At 67.0% G+C, this 18,216-nt stretch carries 19 protein-coding genes; 12 read left to right on the forward strand and 7 right to left on the reverse strand.

Going from position 1 to position 18,216, the window contains the following annotated elements; all coding sequences use genetic code 11:
* Together AC1DV8_RS12770 and cobO are read left to right on the forward strand one after the other, a co-directional pair.
* Positions 1–1,479, forward strand: a 1,479-nt coding sequence (locus AC1DV8_RS12770) for a cobaltochelatase subunit CobN (protein ID WP_477157701.1), incomplete at its 5' end; no start/stop codon positions are given.
* On the forward strand, positions 1,476–2,117 hold the full coding sequence (cobO, locus tag AC1DV8_RS12775) for a cob(I)yrinic acid a,c-diamide adenosyltransferase (RefSeq protein ID WP_477157702.1): 642 nt from the start codon (positions 1,476–1,478) through the stop codon (positions 2,115–2,117). The genes AC1DV8_RS12770 and cobO, both read left to right, overlap by 4 nt.
* A 56-nt stretch (positions 2,118–2,173) precedes the next feature.
* On the opposite strand, the gene AC1DV8_RS12780 is transcribed toward cobO, so the two are convergent.
* The 5 genes from AC1DV8_RS12780 to AC1DV8_RS12800 form a co-directional block, all read right to left on the reverse strand.
* A complete protein-coding gene (locus tag AC1DV8_RS12780; protein WP_477157703.1) occupies positions 2,174–2,506 on the reverse strand; it encodes a cupin domain-containing protein in 333 nt (110 codons plus the stop codon).
* Positions 2,506–2,967, reverse strand: coding sequence for a hypothetical protein (locus AC1DV8_RS12785; protein ID WP_477157704.1), 462 nt, complete (start codon positions 2,965–2,967; stop codon positions 2,506–2,508). The genes AC1DV8_RS12780 and AC1DV8_RS12785 overlap by 1 nt, the downstream gene beginning before the upstream one ends.
* 89 nt (positions 2,968–3,056) lie before the next feature.
* A complete protein-coding gene (locus AC1DV8_RS12790) occupies positions 3,057–3,227 on the reverse strand; it encodes a hypothetical protein (protein ID WP_477150813.1) in 171 nt (56 codons plus the stop codon).
* A 134-nt stretch (positions 3,228–3,361) separates the two neighbouring features.
* On the reverse strand, positions 3,362–3,532 hold the full coding sequence (locus AC1DV8_RS12795) for a hypothetical protein (protein WP_477150812.1): 171 nt from the start codon (positions 3,530–3,532) through the stop codon (positions 3,362–3,364).
* Between the two features lie 319 nt (positions 3,533–3,851).
* Positions 3,852–4,754 carry a cation diffusion facilitator family transporter gene (locus AC1DV8_RS12800; protein WP_477157705.1) on the reverse strand — a complete coding sequence of 301 codons (903 nt, stop codon included), beginning with the start codon at positions 4,752–4,754 and terminating at the stop codon, positions 3,852–3,854.
* Positions 4,755–5,004: 250 nt separating this feature from the next.
* Between AC1DV8_RS12800 and AC1DV8_RS12805 the strand changes: the two genes are divergently transcribed.
* Genes AC1DV8_RS12805 through cobM form a run of 7 tightly spaced genes read left to right on the forward strand, consistent with a single transcriptional unit; the run spans position 5,005 to position 12,498 of the window.
* Positions 5,005–6,300 carry a sirohydrochlorin chelatase gene (locus AC1DV8_RS12805; RefSeq protein ID WP_477157706.1) on the forward strand — a complete coding sequence of 432 codons (1,296 nt, stop codon included), beginning with the start codon at positions 5,005–5,007 and terminating at the stop codon, positions 6,298–6,300.
* On the forward strand, positions 6,300–7,256 hold the full coding sequence (locus tag AC1DV8_RS12810; protein WP_477157707.1) for a hypothetical protein: 957 nt from the start codon (positions 6,300–6,302) through the stop codon (positions 7,254–7,256). Before AC1DV8_RS12805 ends, AC1DV8_RS12810 begins: the two co-directional genes overlap by 1 nt.
* Positions 7,253–7,876: a precorrin-8X methylmutase gene (locus AC1DV8_RS12815; RefSeq protein ID WP_477150808.1), complete on the forward strand. Its 624-nt coding sequence runs from the start codon at positions 7,253–7,255 to the stop codon at positions 7,874–7,876. The genes AC1DV8_RS12810 and AC1DV8_RS12815 overlap by 4 nt, the downstream gene beginning before the upstream one ends.
* Positions 7,873–9,228, forward strand: coding sequence for a precorrin-6y C5,15-methyltransferase (decarboxylating) subunit CbiE (gene cbiE, locus AC1DV8_RS12820; protein WP_477157708.1), 1,356 nt, complete (start codon positions 7,873–7,875; stop codon positions 9,226–9,228). Before AC1DV8_RS12815 ends, cbiE begins: the two co-directional genes overlap by 4 nt.
* Entirely contained in the window at positions 9,225–9,947 is a 723-nt protein-coding gene (cobI, locus tag AC1DV8_RS12825; protein ID WP_477157709.1) for a precorrin-2 C(20)-methyltransferase, read from the forward strand. The genes cbiE and cobI overlap by 4 nt, the downstream gene beginning before the upstream one ends.
* Positions 9,944–11,719, forward strand: coding sequence for a cobalamin biosynthesis protein (locus tag AC1DV8_RS12830; RefSeq protein ID WP_477157710.1), 1,776 nt, complete (start codon positions 9,944–9,946; stop codon positions 11,717–11,719). Before cobI ends, AC1DV8_RS12830 begins: the two co-directional genes overlap by 4 nt.
* Complete coding sequence (gene cobM / locus AC1DV8_RS12835) at positions 11,716–12,498, forward strand: precorrin-4 C(11)-methyltransferase (RefSeq protein ID WP_477157711.1); 783 nt, start codon at positions 11,716–11,718, stop codon at positions 12,496–12,498. The genes AC1DV8_RS12830 and cobM overlap by 4 nt, the downstream gene beginning before the upstream one ends.
* Positions 12,499–12,674: 176 nt before the next feature.
* On the opposite strand, the gene AC1DV8_RS12840 is transcribed toward cobM, so the two are convergent.
* Positions 12,675–13,400 (reverse strand): cobalt-precorrin-6A reductase, encoded by a 726-nt coding sequence (locus AC1DV8_RS12840; protein WP_477157712.1) that lies wholly within the window; start codon positions 13,398–13,400, stop codon positions 12,675–12,677.
* Positions 13,401–13,534: 134 nt separating this feature from the next.
* Here AC1DV8_RS12840 and AC1DV8_RS12845 point away from each other — a divergent pair, with 134 nt between their 5' ends.
* A complete protein-coding gene (locus AC1DV8_RS12845) occupies positions 13,535–14,917 on the forward strand; it encodes a cobyrinate a,c-diamide synthase (protein ID WP_477157713.1) in 1,383 nt (460 codons plus the stop codon).
* On the opposite strand, the gene cobF is transcribed toward AC1DV8_RS12845, so the two are convergent.
* A complete protein-coding gene (cobF, locus tag AC1DV8_RS12850; protein WP_477157714.1) occupies positions 14,905–15,663 on the reverse strand; it encodes a precorrin-6A synthase (deacetylating) in 759 nt (252 codons plus the stop codon). The two genes, AC1DV8_RS12845 and cobF, sit on opposite strands and share 13 nt — an antisense overlap.
* A gap of 46 nt (positions 15,664–15,709) precedes the next feature.
* Between cobF and AC1DV8_RS12855 the strand changes: the two genes are divergently transcribed.
* Both AC1DV8_RS12855 and cbiB read left to right on the forward strand, forming a co-directional pair.
* Positions 15,710–17,161 carry a cobyric acid synthase gene (locus AC1DV8_RS12855; protein WP_477157715.1) on the forward strand — a complete coding sequence of 484 codons (1,452 nt, stop codon included), beginning with the start codon at positions 15,710–15,712 and terminating at the stop codon, positions 17,159–17,161.
* Positions 17,161–18,114, forward strand: a complete 954-nt coding sequence (gene cbiB / locus AC1DV8_RS12860) for an adenosylcobinamide-phosphate synthase CbiB (RefSeq protein ID WP_477157716.1) — start codon at positions 17,161–17,163, stop codon at positions 18,112–18,114. Before AC1DV8_RS12855 ends, cbiB begins: the two co-directional genes overlap by 1 nt.
* Positions 18,115–18,216 lie beyond the last annotated feature (102 nt).

Raw genomic sequence — 18,216 nt, forward strand, 5'->3', positions numbered from 1 at the left:
CCCCCGCGGGGCGGGGGAGGGGGACCAGCGAAGCTGGTGGAGGGGGCGACCCCACGCACGGTCGGCGACGTCGTCGAATACCTGGAAGCGCTGGCGGCAGAGTTGGTCGAGGGCAGGGCCCCTGACGCCGATTGGCACGCGACAAAGTCTGTTCTCGAAACGATAGAGCACGTTATCCGCCCCCGCCTCGCCGCCTCCGGCCCGAACGAGCTCGCCTCCCTCCTCCTCGGCCTTGATGGCAAGTTCATCGCCCCCGGCCCGTCTGGCGCCCCCTCGCGCGGCCGCCTCGACGTGCTCCCCACCGGCCGCAATTTCTACTCCGTCGACATCCGCGCCGTGCCCACCCCCACCGCCTGGGAACTCGGCAAAAAATCCGCCGAGAACCTACTCACCCGCCACTTCCAGGACCACGGCCTCCCGCTCCGCTCGCTCGCGCTCTCCGTCTGGGGCACCGCCAACATGCGCACCGGCGGCGACGATATCGCCCAGGCCCTCGCCTTCATCGGCGCCAAGCCCGTATGGGACCCGTCCTCGCTCCGCATTTCCGGCTACGAGATCATCCCGCTGGCGAAACTCGGCCGCCCCCGGGTCGATGTCACCCTGCGCATCTCCGGCTTCTTCCGCGATGCCTTCCCGGCCCAGATCGCGCTGTTCGACAAGGCCGTCCGCGCCATCGGCGCGCTCGATGAGCCCGAGGACCAGAACCCGATCGCCGCCCGCATGCGCACCGACGCACTGGAGCTGATGAAATCCGGCGCCGATGATCGCACCGCCGCGCTGGGCGCCGGCCACCGCATCTTCGGCTCGAAACCCGGCGCCTATGGCGCAGGCCTGCAGGGCTTGATGGATTCCGGCAACTGGGAGACCAAGGCCAACCTCGCCGAGGCCTTCCTCAATTGGGGCCAGTACGCCTACGGCGCCAACGCCGACGGCGTGCCCGAGCGCGACCGCTTCGCCGCCCGCCTCTCCGACATCGAAGCCGTGGTCCACAACCAGGACAACCGCGAGCATGACCTGCTCGACAGCGACGACTACTACCAGTTCGAGGGCGGCCTCGCCGTCACTGCCGAAACCCTCACCGGCCGGGCCCCCGCGGCCTATCACAACGACCACTCCCGTCCCGACCGCCCGTTGGCCCGCACGCTGGAGGAGGAGATTTCGAAGGTCGTCCGCTCTCGCGTCGTGAACCCCAAATGGATCGATGGCGTGAAACGCCACGGCTACAAAGGCGCTTTCGAGATCATCGCCACGGTCGACTACATGTTCGCCTTCGCCGCCACCACCGGCGCCGTGAAGACCCACCATTTTGACCTCGCGTTCGAAGCCTTCGTCGAAGACGACGCGACGCGTACTTTCATCCAGCTCAACAACCGTTTCGGCTATGACGAGCTGATCGAAAAGTTCAACGAAGCCCGCCGCCGCGGCTTCTGGACACCCAGGTCCAATTCCGCCTACGCCTTCCTCGAGGAGTCCAAATGACCGACCGCGCCCCCAAGAAGACTGACCTGATGAGTGAAGCCGAGCGCGACGCCTATCACGCCGAAAAGATGCGCAAGAAGAAGGAGGCGCGGAACAAGATCCTCGCCACCAAGACTGAGGAACGCGGCCTGCTCATCGTCCACACCGGCAAGGGCAAGGGCAAATCCACCGCCGCGTTCGGCATGGTGTTCCGCGCCATCGGCCACGGCTTCAAGGTCGGCGTGGTACAGTTCGTCAAGGGTGCCTGGTCCACCGGCGAGCGCGACGTGCTCGACAAGTTCCCCGACCAGGTGACCATCAAGGCGATGGGCGAGGGCTTCACCTGGGACACCCAGGACCGCCAGCGCGACCTCGCCGCCGCCCGGGGCGCCTGGGAGATGGCCAAGGAACTCATTGCCGACGAGAGCTACAAGCTCATCCTGCTCGACGAGCTCAACATCGTGCTGCGCTACGATTATCTGCCGCTCGACGAAGTGCTCGAGGTCCTGCGCAACAAGCCGCGCGACACCCACGTCATCGTCACCGGCCGCAATGCCAAGGACGAAATCATCGAATTAGCTGACCTTGTCACCGAAATGACGGAGATCAAGCACCCGTTCCGTGCGGGCGTGAAGGCACAGGCGGGGATCGAGTTCTAGGAGGCGCGCCCTAAGCTCCGAAACGTCCGCCCCGGTGGATGGGCAAACCAGCCCGCTCACTCCAGCCACCGCGTCTCAAACTTCGGGCTCGCATGAATGTGCAGGCTCTTCATCGGCCCGAGCGTCCGGAACTTGTGCGGCGTGTTCGCCGGCACCACCAGAATCTGCCCCGGCCCGGCCTCGATCTCCTCGTCCCCCACCGTGAACACCGCGCGTCCCTCCTCGATGATGAACGTCTCGGGGTAGGGATGCGTATGCAGCCGCGGACCGATGCCCGCCTCGACGCTGTCGTGCAGGATCAGCGTCACATTGGCGTCGCCCCCTTCCCACTCGCCGGAGCGGCGCGTCGGATGCACCGCCCAGTCCTCGCGCTGGTAAACCCGCACCATCAGCACCCTCCCTCAAGGCTCTGCACCAACCGATCCACCACCGGACCCAGCGCACCGATATCGACCGCCGAGTATTCCAGCCGAAACGCCGCATATTGCCCGTCGCACAACGCGATCATCCGCTGGTACAGCACGCGCTGGCCCTGCGTGCCGGAGTAACTGGCCCAGCTCGGCGTCACCGCCTCATATGTGATGGTCCAGCCATCCCCGATCGCGAACGCCTTCGCTGCAGCGACCGCGCTTTCAAAACTGTGCTCGGTGATATTGCCACCCCACACCAGCAGCTTTCTGGCGCCATCGCGGAAGGCGCGGCCATCACCGTTGTCCGCCTCCTTGCCCCACTCGAACCCCGGCGACACGTCGATCGCGTAGCCGAAGCGGGGGTTGCCATAGGTCTCCCACCCAGCGGCAAGCGCCGGGGCAGCGAGGGCGATAAGTATGAAACAAATCAGAGCGCGCATGGCGGCGAGGATTGCCCGCCATGCGCTTGCCTGCAACCTCAAACCCCAAATGCTTTCGCCGTTTCATCAAACGGCGAAATGCCGGGGCGTCAGGCCCCCTTCATCATCACCGCTGCGGCGAGAATGATGAAGGCAACGATCAGAATCCAGAACGCGTAGGCACTGACGAAAGGTATCGCGACGATTGCCCCCAGCAACGCGATAACCGCGATGACGACGGCGACGATGAACATGGTCTGGCTAGGCGCATTGAGAGTCATAGAAGACCTCCTGGGTCATGCACACGAGCAGAAGCTTAGGCGCGCCGCTGAATCGCAGCCATGCCGCGAAGGCGGCTTTGCACAAGTTGTGCGGCGCGCAGCCGCCATGGGTTGCGCGCCGTTGCACCAGCGTCTCAGGCGGTTTTCACCAGCACTGCGACGGCGAGCACGACGAACGCGATCACCATCAGCCAGAACGCCCAACCCACGATCGCGCCGAGCACGCCGAAATAGGCGAGCACGCCGACAATCGCGAGGAGCAGCGCCAGCAGGTACATCACCATGTTGGGAGCATTGAGAGCCATCTTAGCCTCCATGTGCCAAGATGCAGAGCCCGCGGATCGAGCCCGCATCGGCTGCTGAATATGTAGGAATGCGCCCAACCGGCTGCAATAGTTTGAAGTACTTAGGCTTTCACGGGCTGTGCTGGTGCGAAGCGCCGACGGTAGCGCCTCGTTCCTGACGCCGGTGTTTTGGTCTCCCTCCCCCTTGCGGGGCTTCGAGCCGGCCGAAGGTAAAATCGCTCCAGTGGAGCGATTTTAGGGGAGAAGGCCATGAGAGCTATGCTCGAATGGCTTGGACAGGGGTGGGGGGTGGCTCGCACCAGCTCATCGGTGCGCCCCCTCAGACCACCACGATCCCCGAGTGCTTCGCCTTGTTCTCGGGCTCGACATGGATGGTGATCTGCGCCCGCTCCACGGTCTCGCGCAGCTTCGCCTCGATCCCGTCGCAGATCGCGTGCGCCGCCGCGACGCTCATGGCGCCAGGCACCACGAGGTGGAAATCGATGAACGTCATCTTCCCCGCCTGCCGGGTGCGGATGTCATGCGCCTCGATCGCCCCTTCGGCATTGGCCGAGATGATCTCGCGGATCTGGTTGAGCAGCTTGGGCTCCACCGCCACGTCCATCAGCCCGATGACGCTCTGCTTGATCAGCTCCCACCCCGACCAGAGGATCGCGATACCAACCAGCGCCGCGAGAATCGCATCGAGCTGCACCCAGCCGGTTGCCGCCGCCAGCGCCACGCCGATCAGCACGCCGAGCGTGGACACCACGTCCGTCCACAGGTGCCGCCCATCCGCCACCAGGGCCGGCGAGCCTTCCTGCCGGCCCCACCGCATCAGCCAGAACGCCCACCCGGCATTGATCGCCGTGGCCAGCAGGCTCATGCTCAACCCCAGCGGATCGAGCTCGAACGGGCGCGGATGGATGAAGCCGAAATACGCCTCGCGGAAAATCAGCAGTGCCGCGACCGCGATGAAGATGCCGATCACCACGGCCGAGAAATACTCGGCCTTGTAGTACCCATAGGGCAGCGATGCATCCGCCGGCCGTGCCGACAGCCGTACCGCGATCAGCGCCACTACCGACGTTACGAGGTTGACCACGCTCTCGAGCGCGTCCGAGTAGAGCGCGATCGATCCCGTCGACCATGCCGCAAAGCCCTTCAACGCCAGCACCAGGATGCCGATGGCGAGGCTGCCATAGGCGACACGGACGGCGAGGTTGGAAGAGCTGATGGCCATCAACGGCCAATAGACGAGCCGCCTCGCGCTGACAAGCTGCTGTATTTGCAAGTGATTTTCAGAAGCGTTCGCGGGTGATGGGGGAATCGTTTGACCCCTCATGGCCCCCTCACTACAACCCCTTGATAGCGCAGCGTTCCTTGATGGACTGAAACTCACGCTCGGTGCGGTCGACCCAAATCGGGGACCAAATCCGGGGCTGCTGGTTGGTCGAAAGCGAACTCTGCCTTTGTGATAAACAGAGGCGAGAATGGAAAAATCCCTGATCCTGCCGGCTGAGACCGGAATCATGCTGTGCGGCCATGGCAGCCGCAACCAACTCGCCGTCGGCGAGTTCGCCGTGCTGGCCGAGCGCCTGCGCGAGCGGCTACCGGGCGTGCCCGTCGAATACGGCTACCTCGAGTTCGCCAACCCGGTGATTCACCAAGGCCTCGACAAGCTCCGCACCGCCGGCGTCAAGCGGGTCCTCGCCGTCCCAGGCATGCTGTTCGCCGCTGGCCACGCCAAGAACGATATCCCCTCGGTGCTCAACACCTATGCCGCCGGCAAACCGGTTGAGATCACCTACGGCCGCGAACTCGGCGTCGACCTCAAGATGCTGCGCGCCGCCGGCGATCGCATCCAGGAGGCCATCGACTCTTCCCCCAACGACGTTCCGCGCCACGAAACCCTGCTCGTCGTCGTCGGCCGCGGCGCCTCCGATCCCGACGCCAATTCCAACGTCGCGAAAGTCATGCGCCTGCTCTGGGAGGGCATGGGCTTCGGCTGGGGCGAGATCGCCTATTCCGGCGTCACCTTCCCGCTCGTCGCTCCGGCGCTCGATCATGCCGTGAAACTCGGCTACCGCCGCATCATCGTCTTCCCCTACTTCCTGTTCACCGGCGTGCTGGTCAAGCGCATCTACGACGCGGCCAACGAAGCCGCCGCCAAATACCCGCACATCGAGTTCCTCAACGCGCCCTACCTCAACGATCACCCGCTGGTGGTCGAGACCTTCGTCGATCGCATCCAGGAAATGCTGGTCGGGCAGAACCTGATGAACTGCGCCATGTGCAAATACCGCGAGCAGGTGCTGGGCTTCGAAGCCGAAGTCGGCCTCGCGCAGGAAAGCCACCACCACCACGTCGAAGGCATCGGCGGCGGCCTAGAGAACTGCCCCTGCAAGGGCGATTGCGATTCCTCCTGCCGCGACGAAGCCTTCTGCCTGAAGCACGGCCTGCCTTGGACCCCGCTCCCCAGCCATGATCATGATCATGGGCATGACCACAACCACGATCACGCCCACCCGCATGCGCACCCACACACCCACGCGCCGGCCCAACACGCCCTCGTCGCCAACCCTGCTTTCCCGGTGATCCGCCTGGGCGGCAGCCACGATCACGGCTACCCCGAGGATCACGGCCATCACCACGGCGACGGCCCCCATCACCACCATGATCACGCCGATCATCACCACCACCCCTATCCCCACGCCGACCACCCACTCGGGCCAGTGACCCTCCCCAAAATCCCCGGCCGCCTCGCTCGCGAGGACCAGGAGAGCTAATGCCGCTCTTCGATCGCTACATCGCGGTGGATTGGTCGGCGGCGAACACCCCGAAGCGCGGCAAGGACTCGATCTGGATCGGCGAACTCGGCCCCGACGGCCGCGCCCCGAGCGAGAACCCACCAACCCGCTACCTGGCGATGCAGCACATCGCCAGCCGCCTCCTCGCCGCCCGCCAGCGCAGCGAGCGCATCATGCTCGGCTTCGACTTCGTCTTCGGCTACCCCCGCGGCGCCGCGGCAGCCATCGCGCGAGCCACCGGCCGCTCAGACACCTCCCCCCTTGCGGGGGAGGATGGGTGGGGGGGCGATGAGCCCCGATGGCTGCAGTTGTGGTCAACGCTCCACCGCCTTGTGGTGGACGCCCCTGACAACCGCTCCAACCGCTTCCAGCTCGCCGAGTCCCTCAACCTCCGCCTCGCCGACGGCCCGCACTTCTGGGGCCACCCGCACCAGCACAGCTACCCCGGCCTAACCCCGAAGCGCCCCGCCACCGCTTACTCCACCATCCCGGAACGCCGCCTCGCCGAGCGCTATGTCCGCAGCGCCCAGCCGGTTTGGAAACTTACCGGCGTCGGCTCCGTCGGCAGCCAGGCCATGCTCGGCATCGCCCGCCTCGAAGCCCTGCGCAGCGATCCGCGCTTCGCCGCCGACATCGCCGTCTGGCCATTCGAAACCGCCTTCGCCGACAATCTAGCCAAGCCCATCACCATCGTCGAAATCTACCCCTCGCTGTTCCCGGTCACCGATGCCGACGGCCTGCCGCGCGACCGCGCCCAGGTCGAAGTCACCACCGGCCGCTTCGCCGAACTCGACCGCGCCGGCCTCCTCGCCACCGTCCTCAGCCCACCGGCAGGGCTGTCGGGGGAGGAGCGCGAAATCCTCCTCACCGAGGAAGGCTGGATCGCCGGCGCTGGCCACCAAGCGCTGCTCGCCGAGCTGCGGAGCGCCGCATGAGCTACCTCCGCGACCCCGACGCCATCTACATCAAGAGCTTCGCCACCATCGCAGCCGAAGCCGACCTCTCCTCGCTGCCGCCCGAACTCCACCCCGCCGCCATCCGCATGATCCACGCCTGCGGCATGGTCGACCTCGCCGCCGACATCGTCGGCGATCCCTCCGTCGTCGCTGCCGCGCGCCACGCCCTCAACTCCGCCGCCCCCGTCCTCTGCGATTGCGAAATGGTCCGCTCCGGCATCATCCGCCGCCACCTTGCGGAGACCACCGAGCTCGTCCTCACCCTCAACGATCCGTCCGTCCCGGCTCTCGCCAAATCCCTCGGCACCACCCGGTCCGCTGCCGCCGTCGAACTCTGGCGCCCCCGTCTCGAAGGCGCCGTCGTCCTCATCGGCAACGCCCCCACCGCCCTGTTCCACCTCATCGAACTGATCGAAGCAGGCGGCCCGCGCCCCGCCGCCATCATCGCCGCGCCGGTCGGTTTCGTGGGGGCGGCTGAAAGCAAGGCCTTGCTCGCGACCAACGCGCTTTCTATTCCATTCCTCACGGTGCGCGGTCGCCGCGGTGGCTCGGCCATCGCCAGCGCCGCCTTCAATGCCATTTCGAAAGACCTCGCATGACCGCCTGGCTGCACATCATCGGGGTAGGGGAGCGCGGCCCGAGCGAGCTGCCGGCGTCCTACAAGCTGCTGCTCAACTATGCCGACACCGTCATCGGCCCGGCCCGCTTCCTCGCCGATCTCGAGCCCATCACCCGGCCCAATGCCGGCGCTGACCTGTTCAATCCCGAGTTCGTCACCAAGCGCAGCTTCGAGGCCGTCGCCCGCGCCCTCTCCGGCGAGGAACCGGACCATTCGCCGGCCTCCTCCTATGCCGATGGCCGCACCCTGATCGAATGGGAGCCGCCGCTCGAAACCATGATCGAGCAGGTGATGGCGCTGCGCGAAACCCCCACGGTCATCCTCGCCTCGGGCGACCCGATGTGGTTCGGCATCGGCGCCACGCTCACCCGCTATCTGTTGCCGTCCGAGTTCGTCATCCACGCCCACCCCTCCGCCTTCCAACTCGCCGCCGCGCGTCTCCACTGGCCGCTGCAATCTGTGGCGACCATCTCCCTGCATGGCCGCGCCGTCGAAACGCTGCACCCGCACCTCGTCCCCGGCAATCGCATCCTCGCGCTCACCGCCGACCACACCACCGTCGATCTCGCTATCGAGCTCCTCGTCGATCGCGGCTATGGCCGGAGCCTCGTCACCACGCTCGAAAACCTCGGCGGCCCGGACGAGAAGATCACCTCCGACGAGGCCGAGGCCTTCAACACCCGCGAAGTCGATGATTTCTACGTCCTCGCCATTGATTGCGTCCCCGATTTCACTGCCCCGCTGCTGCCCCCGGTCCCCGGCCTGCCCGACGAAACCTTCGTCAACGATGGCCAGCTGACCAAGCGCGAGATCCGCGCCGCCACCCTCGCCAAGCTCGGCCCGTTCCCCGGCGCGCTGCTGTGGGATGTCGGCGCCGGCTCGGGCTCCATCGCTATCGAGTGGATGCGTGCCGCTCGCGACGCCAAGGCCATTGCCTTCGAGCGCGAAGGCGAGCGCCTGCAGATGATCGCGCTGAACGCTGCCGCCCTCGGCGTCCCGCACCTCGAGATCGTCAGCGGCGAGGCGCCCGGCACGTTCGGGCGCACGGCCCCGCCCGACGCCATCTTCATGGGCGGCGATGTCGGCAATGATGATCTGTTCGATGCCTGCTGGAACGCGCTGAAGCCCGGCGGCCGCCTTGTCGCCAATGCCGTCACCCTCGATGCCGAGCATGCGCTCTACTCGCGCCACCTGCAGCTCGGCGGCGAACTCACCCGCATCGAAATCTCCGCGCTCGATCGCGTCGGCGGCCACCGCGCTTTCAAACCGCGCATGGCGGTCACTCAGTGGTCCGTCACCAAGGCGCTGCACGGCCTCGTGGTGACACCGTGACCGGTACCCTCCATCTCGTCGGTGTCGGCCCCGGCGATCCCGAATTGCTGACGCTGAAGGCCGCCCGCCTGCTCGCCTCCATCCCGGTCGTTGCCTACCCCACCACCGGTGAGGACGCCGCGCTCGCGCTCGAAATTGCCGGCCCGCACCTCAATCCCGCCGCCGAGCGCCTCCCCGTCAGCATCCCGATGTCGGTCGAACGCGGCCCGGCCCAGGCCGCCTATGATGCCGCCGCCGAAGCCATCCTCACCCACCTCCGCGCCGGTCGCGATGTCGCCTGGCTCTGCGAGGGCGATCCGCTGTTCTACGGCTCGGCCATGTATCTCGTCGCCCGCGTCGGCGCCCATGCCCCGGTGGCCATCGTCCCAGGCGTCACCTCGCTCACCGCCGCCGCCGCCGCCATTGGCCGCCCGCTCGCTGCCCGCAACGAAATGCTGAAGATCCTCCCCGCCCCCCTCGACGACGCCACCCTCCGCGCCGAGCTAGCCGCCACCCCCGCCGCCGCCATCATCAAGGTCGGCCGCCACTTCGACCGTGTCCGCGCGCTGCTCGCCGAAACCGGCCATGCCGCTGGCGCCATCGTCGTTGAACACGCCACCATGGATCGCCAGCGCATCACCCGCCTCGCCGATTTCGCCCATGACGAGCGGCCCTACTTCTCCACCATCCTCTGCTATCGCGGCGCCGAAGCCTGGGGCAGCGGGGAGAACGCGGCATGACCACCCCCGCCATCATCATCTTCGCCGACACCGGGCTCGATACCGCCACGCGCATCGCCGAGGCGACCGGCGGCGAGATCTACACCTGCGGGCAGGGCGGTGCCGATGCGCTGAAGCTGCTGCCGCGTCTGTTTTCCGAAGGTCGCCCCATCATCGGCGTCTGCGCGGCCGGCATCCTGATCCGCCTGCTCGCCGCCAGCCTTGAGAACAAGCAGAAGGAACCGCCGGTCCTCGCCGTCTCGCTCGGCGGCGGCAGCATCGTGCCGCTGCTCGGTGGCCACCGCGGCGCCAACCGACTGGCGCGCGAGCTCGCCGATGAACTCGGCGGCCACCCCGCCATCACCACGGCGTCCGACAGCAAGTTCCTCCACAGCCTCGACGAGCCGCCCGCGGGGTGGGTGCTCGGTACCCCGCAGGATGCCAAGCCCGCCATGATGGCGCTGCTGCTGGGCGCCAAGCTGCAGATCGAGGGCGAGGCGCCGTTCCTCGCCGAGGCCGGCTATCCGGTCTCTTCGATGGGCGCGGTCAAGGTGCTGGTCACTGAGCAGAAGCTGCGCATCGAGCGCGGCGTCGTCTATCACCCAAAAACCCTCGTCGCCGGTGTAGGCTGCGAGCGCGGGGCGGAAGCCGAGGAGGTCATCGCCCTCATCGATTTCGCCCTCGCCAAGCAGAACCTCGCCCCCGAAAGCCTCGCCGCCCTCGCCTCGATCGACATCAAGGCCGACGAACCCGCGCTGCTCGAGGCCGCTCGCCACTTTAGCGTGCCGCTCCGCCTGTTCTCCGCGGCCGAACTCCTGCAGGAGCGCTACCGCCTCAAGTCCCCTTCCGACTATGTCGAGGAAACGGTAGGCACCCCAAGCGTCGCCGAAGCCTCGGCCTTGAAGGCCGGCCCGCTGGTGGTCGAAAAGCTGAAATCCGAGCGCGCCACCTGCGCCATCGGCAAGGCGCTACACCCCATCGACCCCGCAACCTTCGGTCGCCGCCCCGGCGTGCTTCATCTCGTCGGCATTGGCCCGGGCGAAGCCATCTCTCGGACCGCCGCTTCCGTCAACGCACTCGAGCAGAGCACCGACTGGGTCGGCTACGACCTGTATCTCGATCTCGTCGCCGATCTCCGCCGCGGCCAGGTCGAACACCGTTACGGGCTCGGCGAGGAAGAAACCCGCGTCCGCCACGCCCTCGAACTCGCTGCCGAAGGCAAGGTCGTGTCGCTCATCTGCTCTGGCGACGCGCAGATCTACGCCATGGCCGCGCTCGCCTACGAGCTGCTCGATGCCACCGGCCCGCGAGCCGTCTCCGACGTCGCCCGCCGCGTCAATCTCGAAACCCACCCCGGCGTCTCCGCCTTCCAGGCCGCCTCCGCCGCCGCCGGCGCGCTGATCGGCCACGACTTCTGCTGCATCTCGCTCTCGGACCTCCTCACCCCCCGCGACGACATCCTGAAACGCCTCGATGGCGCCGCCCGCGCCGATTTCGTCACCGCGCTCTACAACCCGCGCTCGCAGCGCCGCACAGACCTGATCGAGGAGACCAAGCGTATCTTCCTCGAATACCGTCCGCCCTCGACCCCGGTCATCATCGGCTCCAACCTCGGCCGCCCCACCGAGCGCGTCCGCGTCGTCGAACTCAGCGAGTTCGATCCAACCGAGATCGACATGCTCACCATCATCATCATCGGCGCCAGCACTTCCCGCACCTTTCAGCGCGGCTCGGGTACCGTCGCCTACACGCCGCGCGGCTACGCGGCCAAGTCCGTCGAAAGCAGCAAATGACCGTCTACTTCATAGGCGCCGGCCCCGGCGCGCCCGACCTCATTACGCTGCGTGGCCAGCGCCTGATCGAGCGCTGCGAAGTCTGCCTCTATGCCGGCTCGCTCGTCCCCGCCGAAATCGTCGCCGCCGCTCCCGCTGGCGCGCTGGTCCGCGACACCGCCCCCATGCATCTCGACGAGATCATTGACGAGATCATCAAAGCCAATGACGTCGGCAAGGATGTGTCGCGCGTCCACTCCGGCGATCCGTCGATCTATGGCGCCGTCGCCGAGCAGATGCGCCGCCTCGACGCCCTCGGCATCCCCTACGAGGTCGTCCCCGGCGTTCCCGCCTTCGCCGGCGCCGCCGCCCGCATCTCCGCCGAACTGACCCTGCCGGAAATCAGTCAGACCATCATCCTCACCCGCACCTCCGGCAAGGCATCCGCCATGCCGGAGTCGGAAAGCCTCGAAATCCTCGGGCTGTCGAAGGCGACACTCTGCATCCACCTGTCGATCCGCAATCTCGGCTACGTCGAAACCGCGCTCACCCCGAACTACGGCGCCGATTGTCCGGTGGTTATCATCTACCGCGCCACCTGGCCGGACGAGGAAGTGATCTTCACCACGCTCTCCGAGATGAAGGCCCGCGTCCGCGAGGAAAAGATCACCCGCACCGCCCTGATCCTCGTCGGCCGCGTCCTGGGCGAAACCCGCTTCCGCGAGTCAAAGCTCTACGACGAGAGCTTCGCCCACGTGCTGCGGAACGCGGGAAAGAAGAAGTCGCGGGCAGGGGCATGACCGCCGATAGGGCCGTGCGGGAAGAGCACCCCTGTCCCCTCCCCGTAAGGGGGAGGCAGACCCTCCCTGTCAGCCGTCGCAGCCTCACGCGCGGTGCAAGTGTAAGCGTCTCCTCCCCCCTTGCGGGGGAGGGACAGGGTGGGGGGTGCGTTTCCCGCACCAGCCCCTCGACCAACCTACCCCAGCTTCAGCGCCGCAATCGCCTGCCCGACTGTCGGCACCTCATGCGCTGGCGGCAGTGCCGGCCGGTCGATCATGAACACCGGCAGCCGCAGCCTGAGCGCTGCCTGCAGCTTGGCCTCCGTCTGCGCCCCGCCCGAGTTCTTGCAGACCAGGTGGGTGATCCCCTGTTCCTGCATCATCTGGAACTCGCCGTTGAAGAAGAACGGCGGCCGCGCCAGGAGCGAGGTGGCATTGACAGGCAGTTCCTTTTCCGGCGGCTCGATCGAGCGCACCACGAAGCTGCAATCGGTGCGCTTGAGGTACGCATCGAGATGTGTGTGCCCCACCGTCAGCAGCGCCCGAGCCCCCTTGGGCAGGCTCGCCGCCGCTTCCTCTGCCGATGCGACGTGCTTCCAGAACGCATATTGCGGCTCGCTCCAGGCCGGCCGGGTCAGCCGCACCAGCTTCAGCTCGGCAAGCTCGGCCGCCCTCACCGCGTTGCGCTTGATCTCCTCGGCATAGGGATGCGTTGCATCCACCAGCCGGTCGAACCGCTCGGTGATGATGTAATTGCCCATCCCGTCGCCACCGCCAAAGCCGCCCACCCTCACCGCGCCTGCGGGCAGCAGCGGATCGCTGGTCCGGCCGGCGAGCGACGTGGTGACGTCGTGGCCCATCTTGGTCAGTTGCCCGGCAAGCTGCCGCGCTTCCTCTGTCCCCCCAAGGATCAGGATCTTCATCGTCTGGTCGCTTTCCCCAAGTCCGGCGCCCTGGCGGCCCGCCGTGGCGCCGCTAGTACCCCCCGGTCTCACGGCGCCGTCCCCACCATAACTGCTAGCCCCAAGATTTTGCAGCACAATCTTCGGGTGGCCAGATGAACGGCCTCGTCATCGCTGCCCCGCGCTCCGGCTCCGGCAAGACCACCATCACGCTCGGCCTCCTCGCCGCCCTCAGGGCGCGCGGCCTAGGCATCGCCCCGGCGAAGACCGGCCCCGACTATATCGACACCACCATCCTCAGCCGTGCCGCCCGTCGCGCCGCCATCAATCTCGATCCCTGGGCCATGTCGCCCGCCCGCCTGCGCCACCTCGCCAGCACCCACGCCGCCGATGCCGATCTCCTCCTCGTCGAGGGCGTCATGGGCCTGTTCGACGGTGCTGCCGACGGCCGCGGCTCCACAGCCGATCTCGCCGCCACCCTCGGCTTGCCCGTGATCCTCGTCCTCGATGCTGAGCGCCAATCCCAGTCGATCGCCGCGCTCGCCCACGGCTTCGCCACCTGGCGTCCCGACGTGAAAGTCGCCGGCCTCATCGTCAACCGCGCCGCGTCCACCCGCCACGAAGCCATGCTCCGCGCTGCGCTCAGCGCCATCGATATCCCGCTCCTCGGCGTCATCCCAAAACGCGAAGCCCTCGGCCTCCCCGACCGCCACCTAGGCCTCGTCCTCCCCGACGAGATCGCCCAGTTCGACAACGTCGTCGCCACCGCCGCTGCAGCGATGGAGGACTACCTCGATCTCAACCTGCTCCTTGCCCTCTCGGCCCCATTGCCTTCTCCCCTTGTGGGAGAAGGTGCCCGAAGGGCGGATGAGGGGTATCCTCCCCCGCGTGGCGAGGGAGCGGGACCAGCGACGCTGGTGGAGGGGGCGGCCACACGGACCAGCCTCCCACCCCTAGGCCAACATGTCGCGATCGCCCGCGACGACGCCTTCGCCTTCCTCTACCCGCATTGGCTCGCCGACTGGCGCGCCGCCGGCGCCAGCCTCAGCTTCTTCTCCCCGCTCGCCGACGAAGCCCCCGACCCATCCGCCGACGCCGTCTTCCTCCCCGGCGGCTATCCCGAGCTCCACGCCGCTCGCCTCGCCAGCGCCCAGAATTTCATGCGCGGCCTGCGTGCTTCTGCCGAAAACTCAGCGCTCATCTACGGAGAGTGCGGGGGCTTCATGGTGCTCGGCGCCACCCTCACCGACAAGTCCGGCGTCACCCACCCGATGTCCAGCCTGCTCCCGCACGAGACCCGCATTGACCGCCCCAAGCGCGTCCTCGGCTACCGCCGCCTGAGCCACCAAAGCCCGCTGCCGTTCCCGCGAGACCTCATCGGTCACGAGTTCCACTACTCGTCCGCCCGCAAAACCCACGGCACGCCGCTCTTCCACGCCACCGACGCCCTCGGCGAAGCGCTTCCGCCGATGGGTCTCATCCAAGGCCGCATCATGGGCTCCTACGCCCACGTCATCGACGTCGATCAGTCCGCCTGAGGCTTGCGGATCATGTACGTATCCATGATCCACCCGTTCCGCGCCTGCGCCTCGCGCCGCTTCACGTCGATCTCGTCCATCACCTCGGACACCTTCCCCGCGACGAGAATCTCGTCCGCCGTCCCCAGGTAGGCGCCCCAGAAGATCTCAGCGTCATCCCCGGCAAACCGCCGGAACACCTGGTGGTTATCCAGCATCACTACGGCGCTCGTCAGCCCATCCGCCTCGCCTTCGCCCACCCGTCGCCCGGTGGTGATGGTCACCGCCTCACCCACCCGGTTCAGCGTCACCTGATGCTGCGCCGCCAGTGCCTGCGGTGCCGAGATGCCGGGAATCACCTCGATGGCGATTTCCCATCCCGCTGCCTGCATGTCCCTGAGTATGCGGAGTGTGCCGTCATAGAGCGTCGGGCAGCCCCAGACGAGGAAGGCGCCAACGCCGTCCTCGGCCAGTTCTGAGAACATCCGGCGATAGGCATCCTCGAGCTTGTCTCGCCATTCCTCGACGCTGGCGCGATAGTCCGGCGTCTCGGCCTTCCGGCGCGAAGGGATGGCGAACTCCACCAGTCGGTATTGGTGGTCGATATACTGCTTCAGTATGGCCAGGCGAATGGTGTTGAGGCCGGCCCTCTCCGCTCCCTTGTCAGGTATGAAAAATACGTCGGCCCGCTCGAAGGCGGAGAGCGCCTGCACGGTGACATATTCCGGGTTGCCGGCCCCGATGCCGATGACGAGGATGGTGCGCATCCCTCCTCCCTATCGGATCGCGGCGTCAGCGGCTAGAACGGCGGGCATGGCAGGATCCCTCATGTTCATGGGCACCGGTTCCGACGTCGGCAAGTCGCTGCTGGTGGCGGGCCTCTGCCGCGCCTATGCCAATCGCGGGCTGCGGGTCGCGCCGTTCAAGCCGCAGAATATGTCCAACAATGCCGCCGTCACTGCCGATGGCGGGGAGATCGGGCGTGCCCAGGCGCTGCAGGCGCGGGCTTCACGCCGCGAGCCGGTCACTGCGATGAACCCGGTGCTGCTGAAGCCCGAGCATGAAACTGGCTCGCAATTGGTCGTGCGTGGGCAGCGTGTTGGATCATACAAGGCACGGGATTATTGGTCGAAAAGACATGAACTTCTGCCAGCTGTGCTCGCCGCGCACCACGAACTCGCCGCCACTGCCGACCTGATCCTGGTCGAAGGCGCCGGCAGTGCCTCCGAGGTGAACCTCCGGCCAGGCGACATCGCCAATTTCGGTTTCGCCCGCGCCGCCGACAAGCCGGTGGTGCTGATCGGCGACATCCAGCGTGGCGGCGTCATCGCCGCCCTGGTCGGCACCTTCGCGGTGATCGATCGGGCAGATGCCGCGCTGATCGCCGCGACGCTGGTCAACAAATTCCAGGGCGATCCAGAATTGTTTGACGGTGGCAAGCAATTCATTGCCGATCGCACCAATGTGCCCTGTCTCGGGCCGATCCCGTTCTTCGCCGACGCGCGAAAACTCCCGGCCGAAGATGCACTCGCGCTCGAGGAACAGCAGACGCCGGGGCAGGGTGCCTACCGCATCGTCGTGCCCCGCCTGCCGCGCATCGCCAATTTCGACGACCTCGATCCACTCCGTCTCGAGCCCGCCGTCAGCCTCGAAATCATCGAGCCCGGCCGTCCGCTGCCCTATGCCGACCTGATCATCATCCCCGGTTCGAAGGCCACCCGCAGCGATCTCGCCGCGCTCCGCGAATACGGCTGGGACATCGATGTCCTCGCCCATCATCGCGCCGGCGCTCGCGTGCTCGGCCTCTGCGGCGGCTTCCAGATGCTGGGCCACACGGTCTTCGACCCTGAAGGCATCGAGGGGGTCGCCGGCACCTCGGCCGGTCTCAACCTGCTCGACATCGACACCGTCCTCGGCCCCACCAAGGAGCTGCGCGTCGAGCACGCCACCTCGGCCCTGACCGGCGATCCGCTCGTCGGCTATCACATGCACATGGGCGTTACCCGCGGCCGGGGCCTCGAAACCCCCTTTGCCCGCATCGGTGATGCCGCCGATGGAGCGGTCAGCGCCGATGGCACGGTTATGGGTACCTACCTCCACGGCCTCTTCGCCGCCGATGCCTTCCGCCGCAACTTCCTCGGCCCCGCCGCCACCGCCACCTCGAGCCTCGCCTACGAGGCCACCATCGACACCACCCTCGATGCCCTCGCCGCGCACCTCGAACGCCATCTCGATCTCGACGCCCTGCTGAGGCTCGCCCGCTGATGCAGGCGCTCCTCGCCCCTCTCGCGCTGCTGATCGAGCGCCTCGCTGGCTACCCCAATAGCCTCGTCGCCCGCATTGGCCACCCGGTGATCTGGATCGGCAAGCTGATCTCGCTGCTCGATCTCCGCCTCAACCGCGACGCCAACCGCCGCGGCAAGGGCGTCCTCGCACTCATCATCCTGCTGGCGGTCAGCGGCATCCTCGCCGGCCTCGTCGCCTGGCTCTGCCGCCTCATCCCCTTCGGCTTCATCCTCGAAGCCATCCTCGCTTCGACCTTCCTCGCCCAAAAAGCTCTCGGCGACGCCGTGCGCACCGTCGCCACCGCGCTCCGCCGCAGCCTCCCCGAAGGCCGCGCCGCCGTCAGCCACATTGTCGGCCGCGATCCGCAATCCCTCGATGAGGCCGGCGTCGCCCGCGCCGCCATCGAGTCGCTCGCCGAATCCACGTCCGATGCTGTCGTCGCCCCGCTGTTCTGGCTGCTGCTGCTCGGGCTGCCCGGCATCGCGCTCTACAAGGCGGTCAACACCGCCGACTCGATGATCGGCCACAAGACCGAGCGCCACCTCGAGTTCGGCTGGGCCAGCGCCCGCTTCGATGATCTCTTGAATCTGATCCCCGCACGGCTCACCGCCCTGCTGATCGCCGGCGCGAGCTTCTTCGTCAAAGGCGCACACCCGGAGCTCGCCTGGTCCACTGCCCTCCGCGATGCGAAGAAGCACGAAAGCCCCAACGCCGGCTGGCCCGAAGCCGCCATGGCCGGAGCGCTGGGCTTTCGGCTCGGTGGGCCGCGCAGCTATGACGGCGAGGTGGTGGAACTCCCGAGTTTCGGCGATGGTCGGGCGGAACTGATTGCTGATGATGTCGATCGCTCGCTGAAACTCTACGCGATGACGCTGAACCTGACGCTGGTTGTGACGGTGCTGATTGCCCTGGTCCTGTGGCGACTGGCTTAGCGGACGCGACCCTGCTTTTCGTCCCCACCCTCCGGCTTCATTCCCGCGTAGGCGGGAACCCAGCGGGATATCTCATCGTCGACTGAGCTCGGAAGCATCCCA

Source organism: Devosia sp. P3_B2 (genome assembly GCF_056402875.1).

Excerpts from the sequence above, each read along its gene's own strand:
- cobO (WP_477157702.1), top strand. The coding sequence starts at position 1,476 with ATGACCGACCGCGCCCCCAAGAAGACTGACCTGATGAGTGAAGCCGAG.
- AC1DV8_RS12780 (WP_477157703.1), bottom strand. The coding sequence starts at position 2,506 with ATGGTGCGGGTTTACCAGCGCGAGGACTGGGCGGTGCATCCGACGCGC.
- AC1DV8_RS12785 (WP_477157704.1), bottom strand. The coding sequence starts at position 2,967 with ATGCGCGCTCTGATTTGTTTCATACTTATCGCCCTCGCTGCCCCGGCG.
- AC1DV8_RS12790 (WP_477150813.1), bottom strand. The coding sequence starts at position 3,227 with ATGACTCTCAATGCGCCTAGCCAGACCATGTTCATCGTCGCCGTCGTC.
- AC1DV8_RS12795 (WP_477150812.1), bottom strand. The coding sequence starts at position 3,532 with ATGGCTCTCAATGCTCCCAACATGGTGATGTACCTGCTGGCGCTGCTC.
- AC1DV8_RS12800 (WP_477157705.1), bottom strand. The coding sequence starts at position 4,754 with ATGGCCATCAGCTCTTCCAACCTCGCCGTCCGTGTCGCCTATGGCAGC.
- AC1DV8_RS12805 (WP_477157706.1), top strand. The coding sequence starts at position 5,005 with ATGGAAAAATCCCTGATCCTGCCGGCTGAGACCGGAATCATGCTGTGC.
- AC1DV8_RS12810 (WP_477157707.1), top strand. The coding sequence starts at position 6,300 with ATGCCGCTCTTCGATCGCTACATCGCGGTGGATTGGTCGGCGGCGAAC.
- AC1DV8_RS12815 (WP_477150808.1), top strand. The coding sequence starts at position 7,253 with ATGAGCTACCTCCGCGACCCCGACGCCATCTACATCAAGAGCTTCGCC.
- cbiE (WP_477157708.1), top strand. The coding sequence starts at position 7,873 with ATGACCGCCTGGCTGCACATCATCGGGGTAGGGGAGCGCGGCCCGAGC.
- AC1DV8_RS12830 (WP_477157710.1), top strand. The coding sequence starts at position 9,944 with ATGACCACCCCCGCCATCATCATCTTCGCCGACACCGGGCTCGATACC.
- cobM (WP_477157711.1), top strand. The coding sequence starts at position 11,716 with ATGACCGTCTACTTCATAGGCGCCGGCCCCGGCGCGCCCGACCTCATT.
- AC1DV8_RS12840 (WP_477157712.1), bottom strand. The coding sequence starts at position 13,400 with ATGAAGATCCTGATCCTTGGGGGGACAGAGGAAGCGCGGCAGCTTGCC.
- AC1DV8_RS12845 (WP_477157713.1), top strand. The coding sequence starts at position 13,535 with ATGAACGGCCTCGTCATCGCTGCCCCGCGCTCCGGCTCCGGCAAGACC.
- cobF (WP_477157714.1), bottom strand. The coding sequence starts at position 15,663 with ATGCGCACCATCCTCGTCATCGGCATCGGGGCCGGCAACCCGGAATAT.
- AC1DV8_RS12855 (WP_477157715.1), top strand. The coding sequence starts at position 15,710 with ATGGCAGGATCCCTCATGTTCATGGGCACCGGTTCCGACGTCGGCAAG.
- cbiB (WP_477157716.1), top strand. The coding sequence starts at position 17,161 with ATGCAGGCGCTCCTCGCCCCTCTCGCGCTGCTGATCGAGCGCCTCGCT.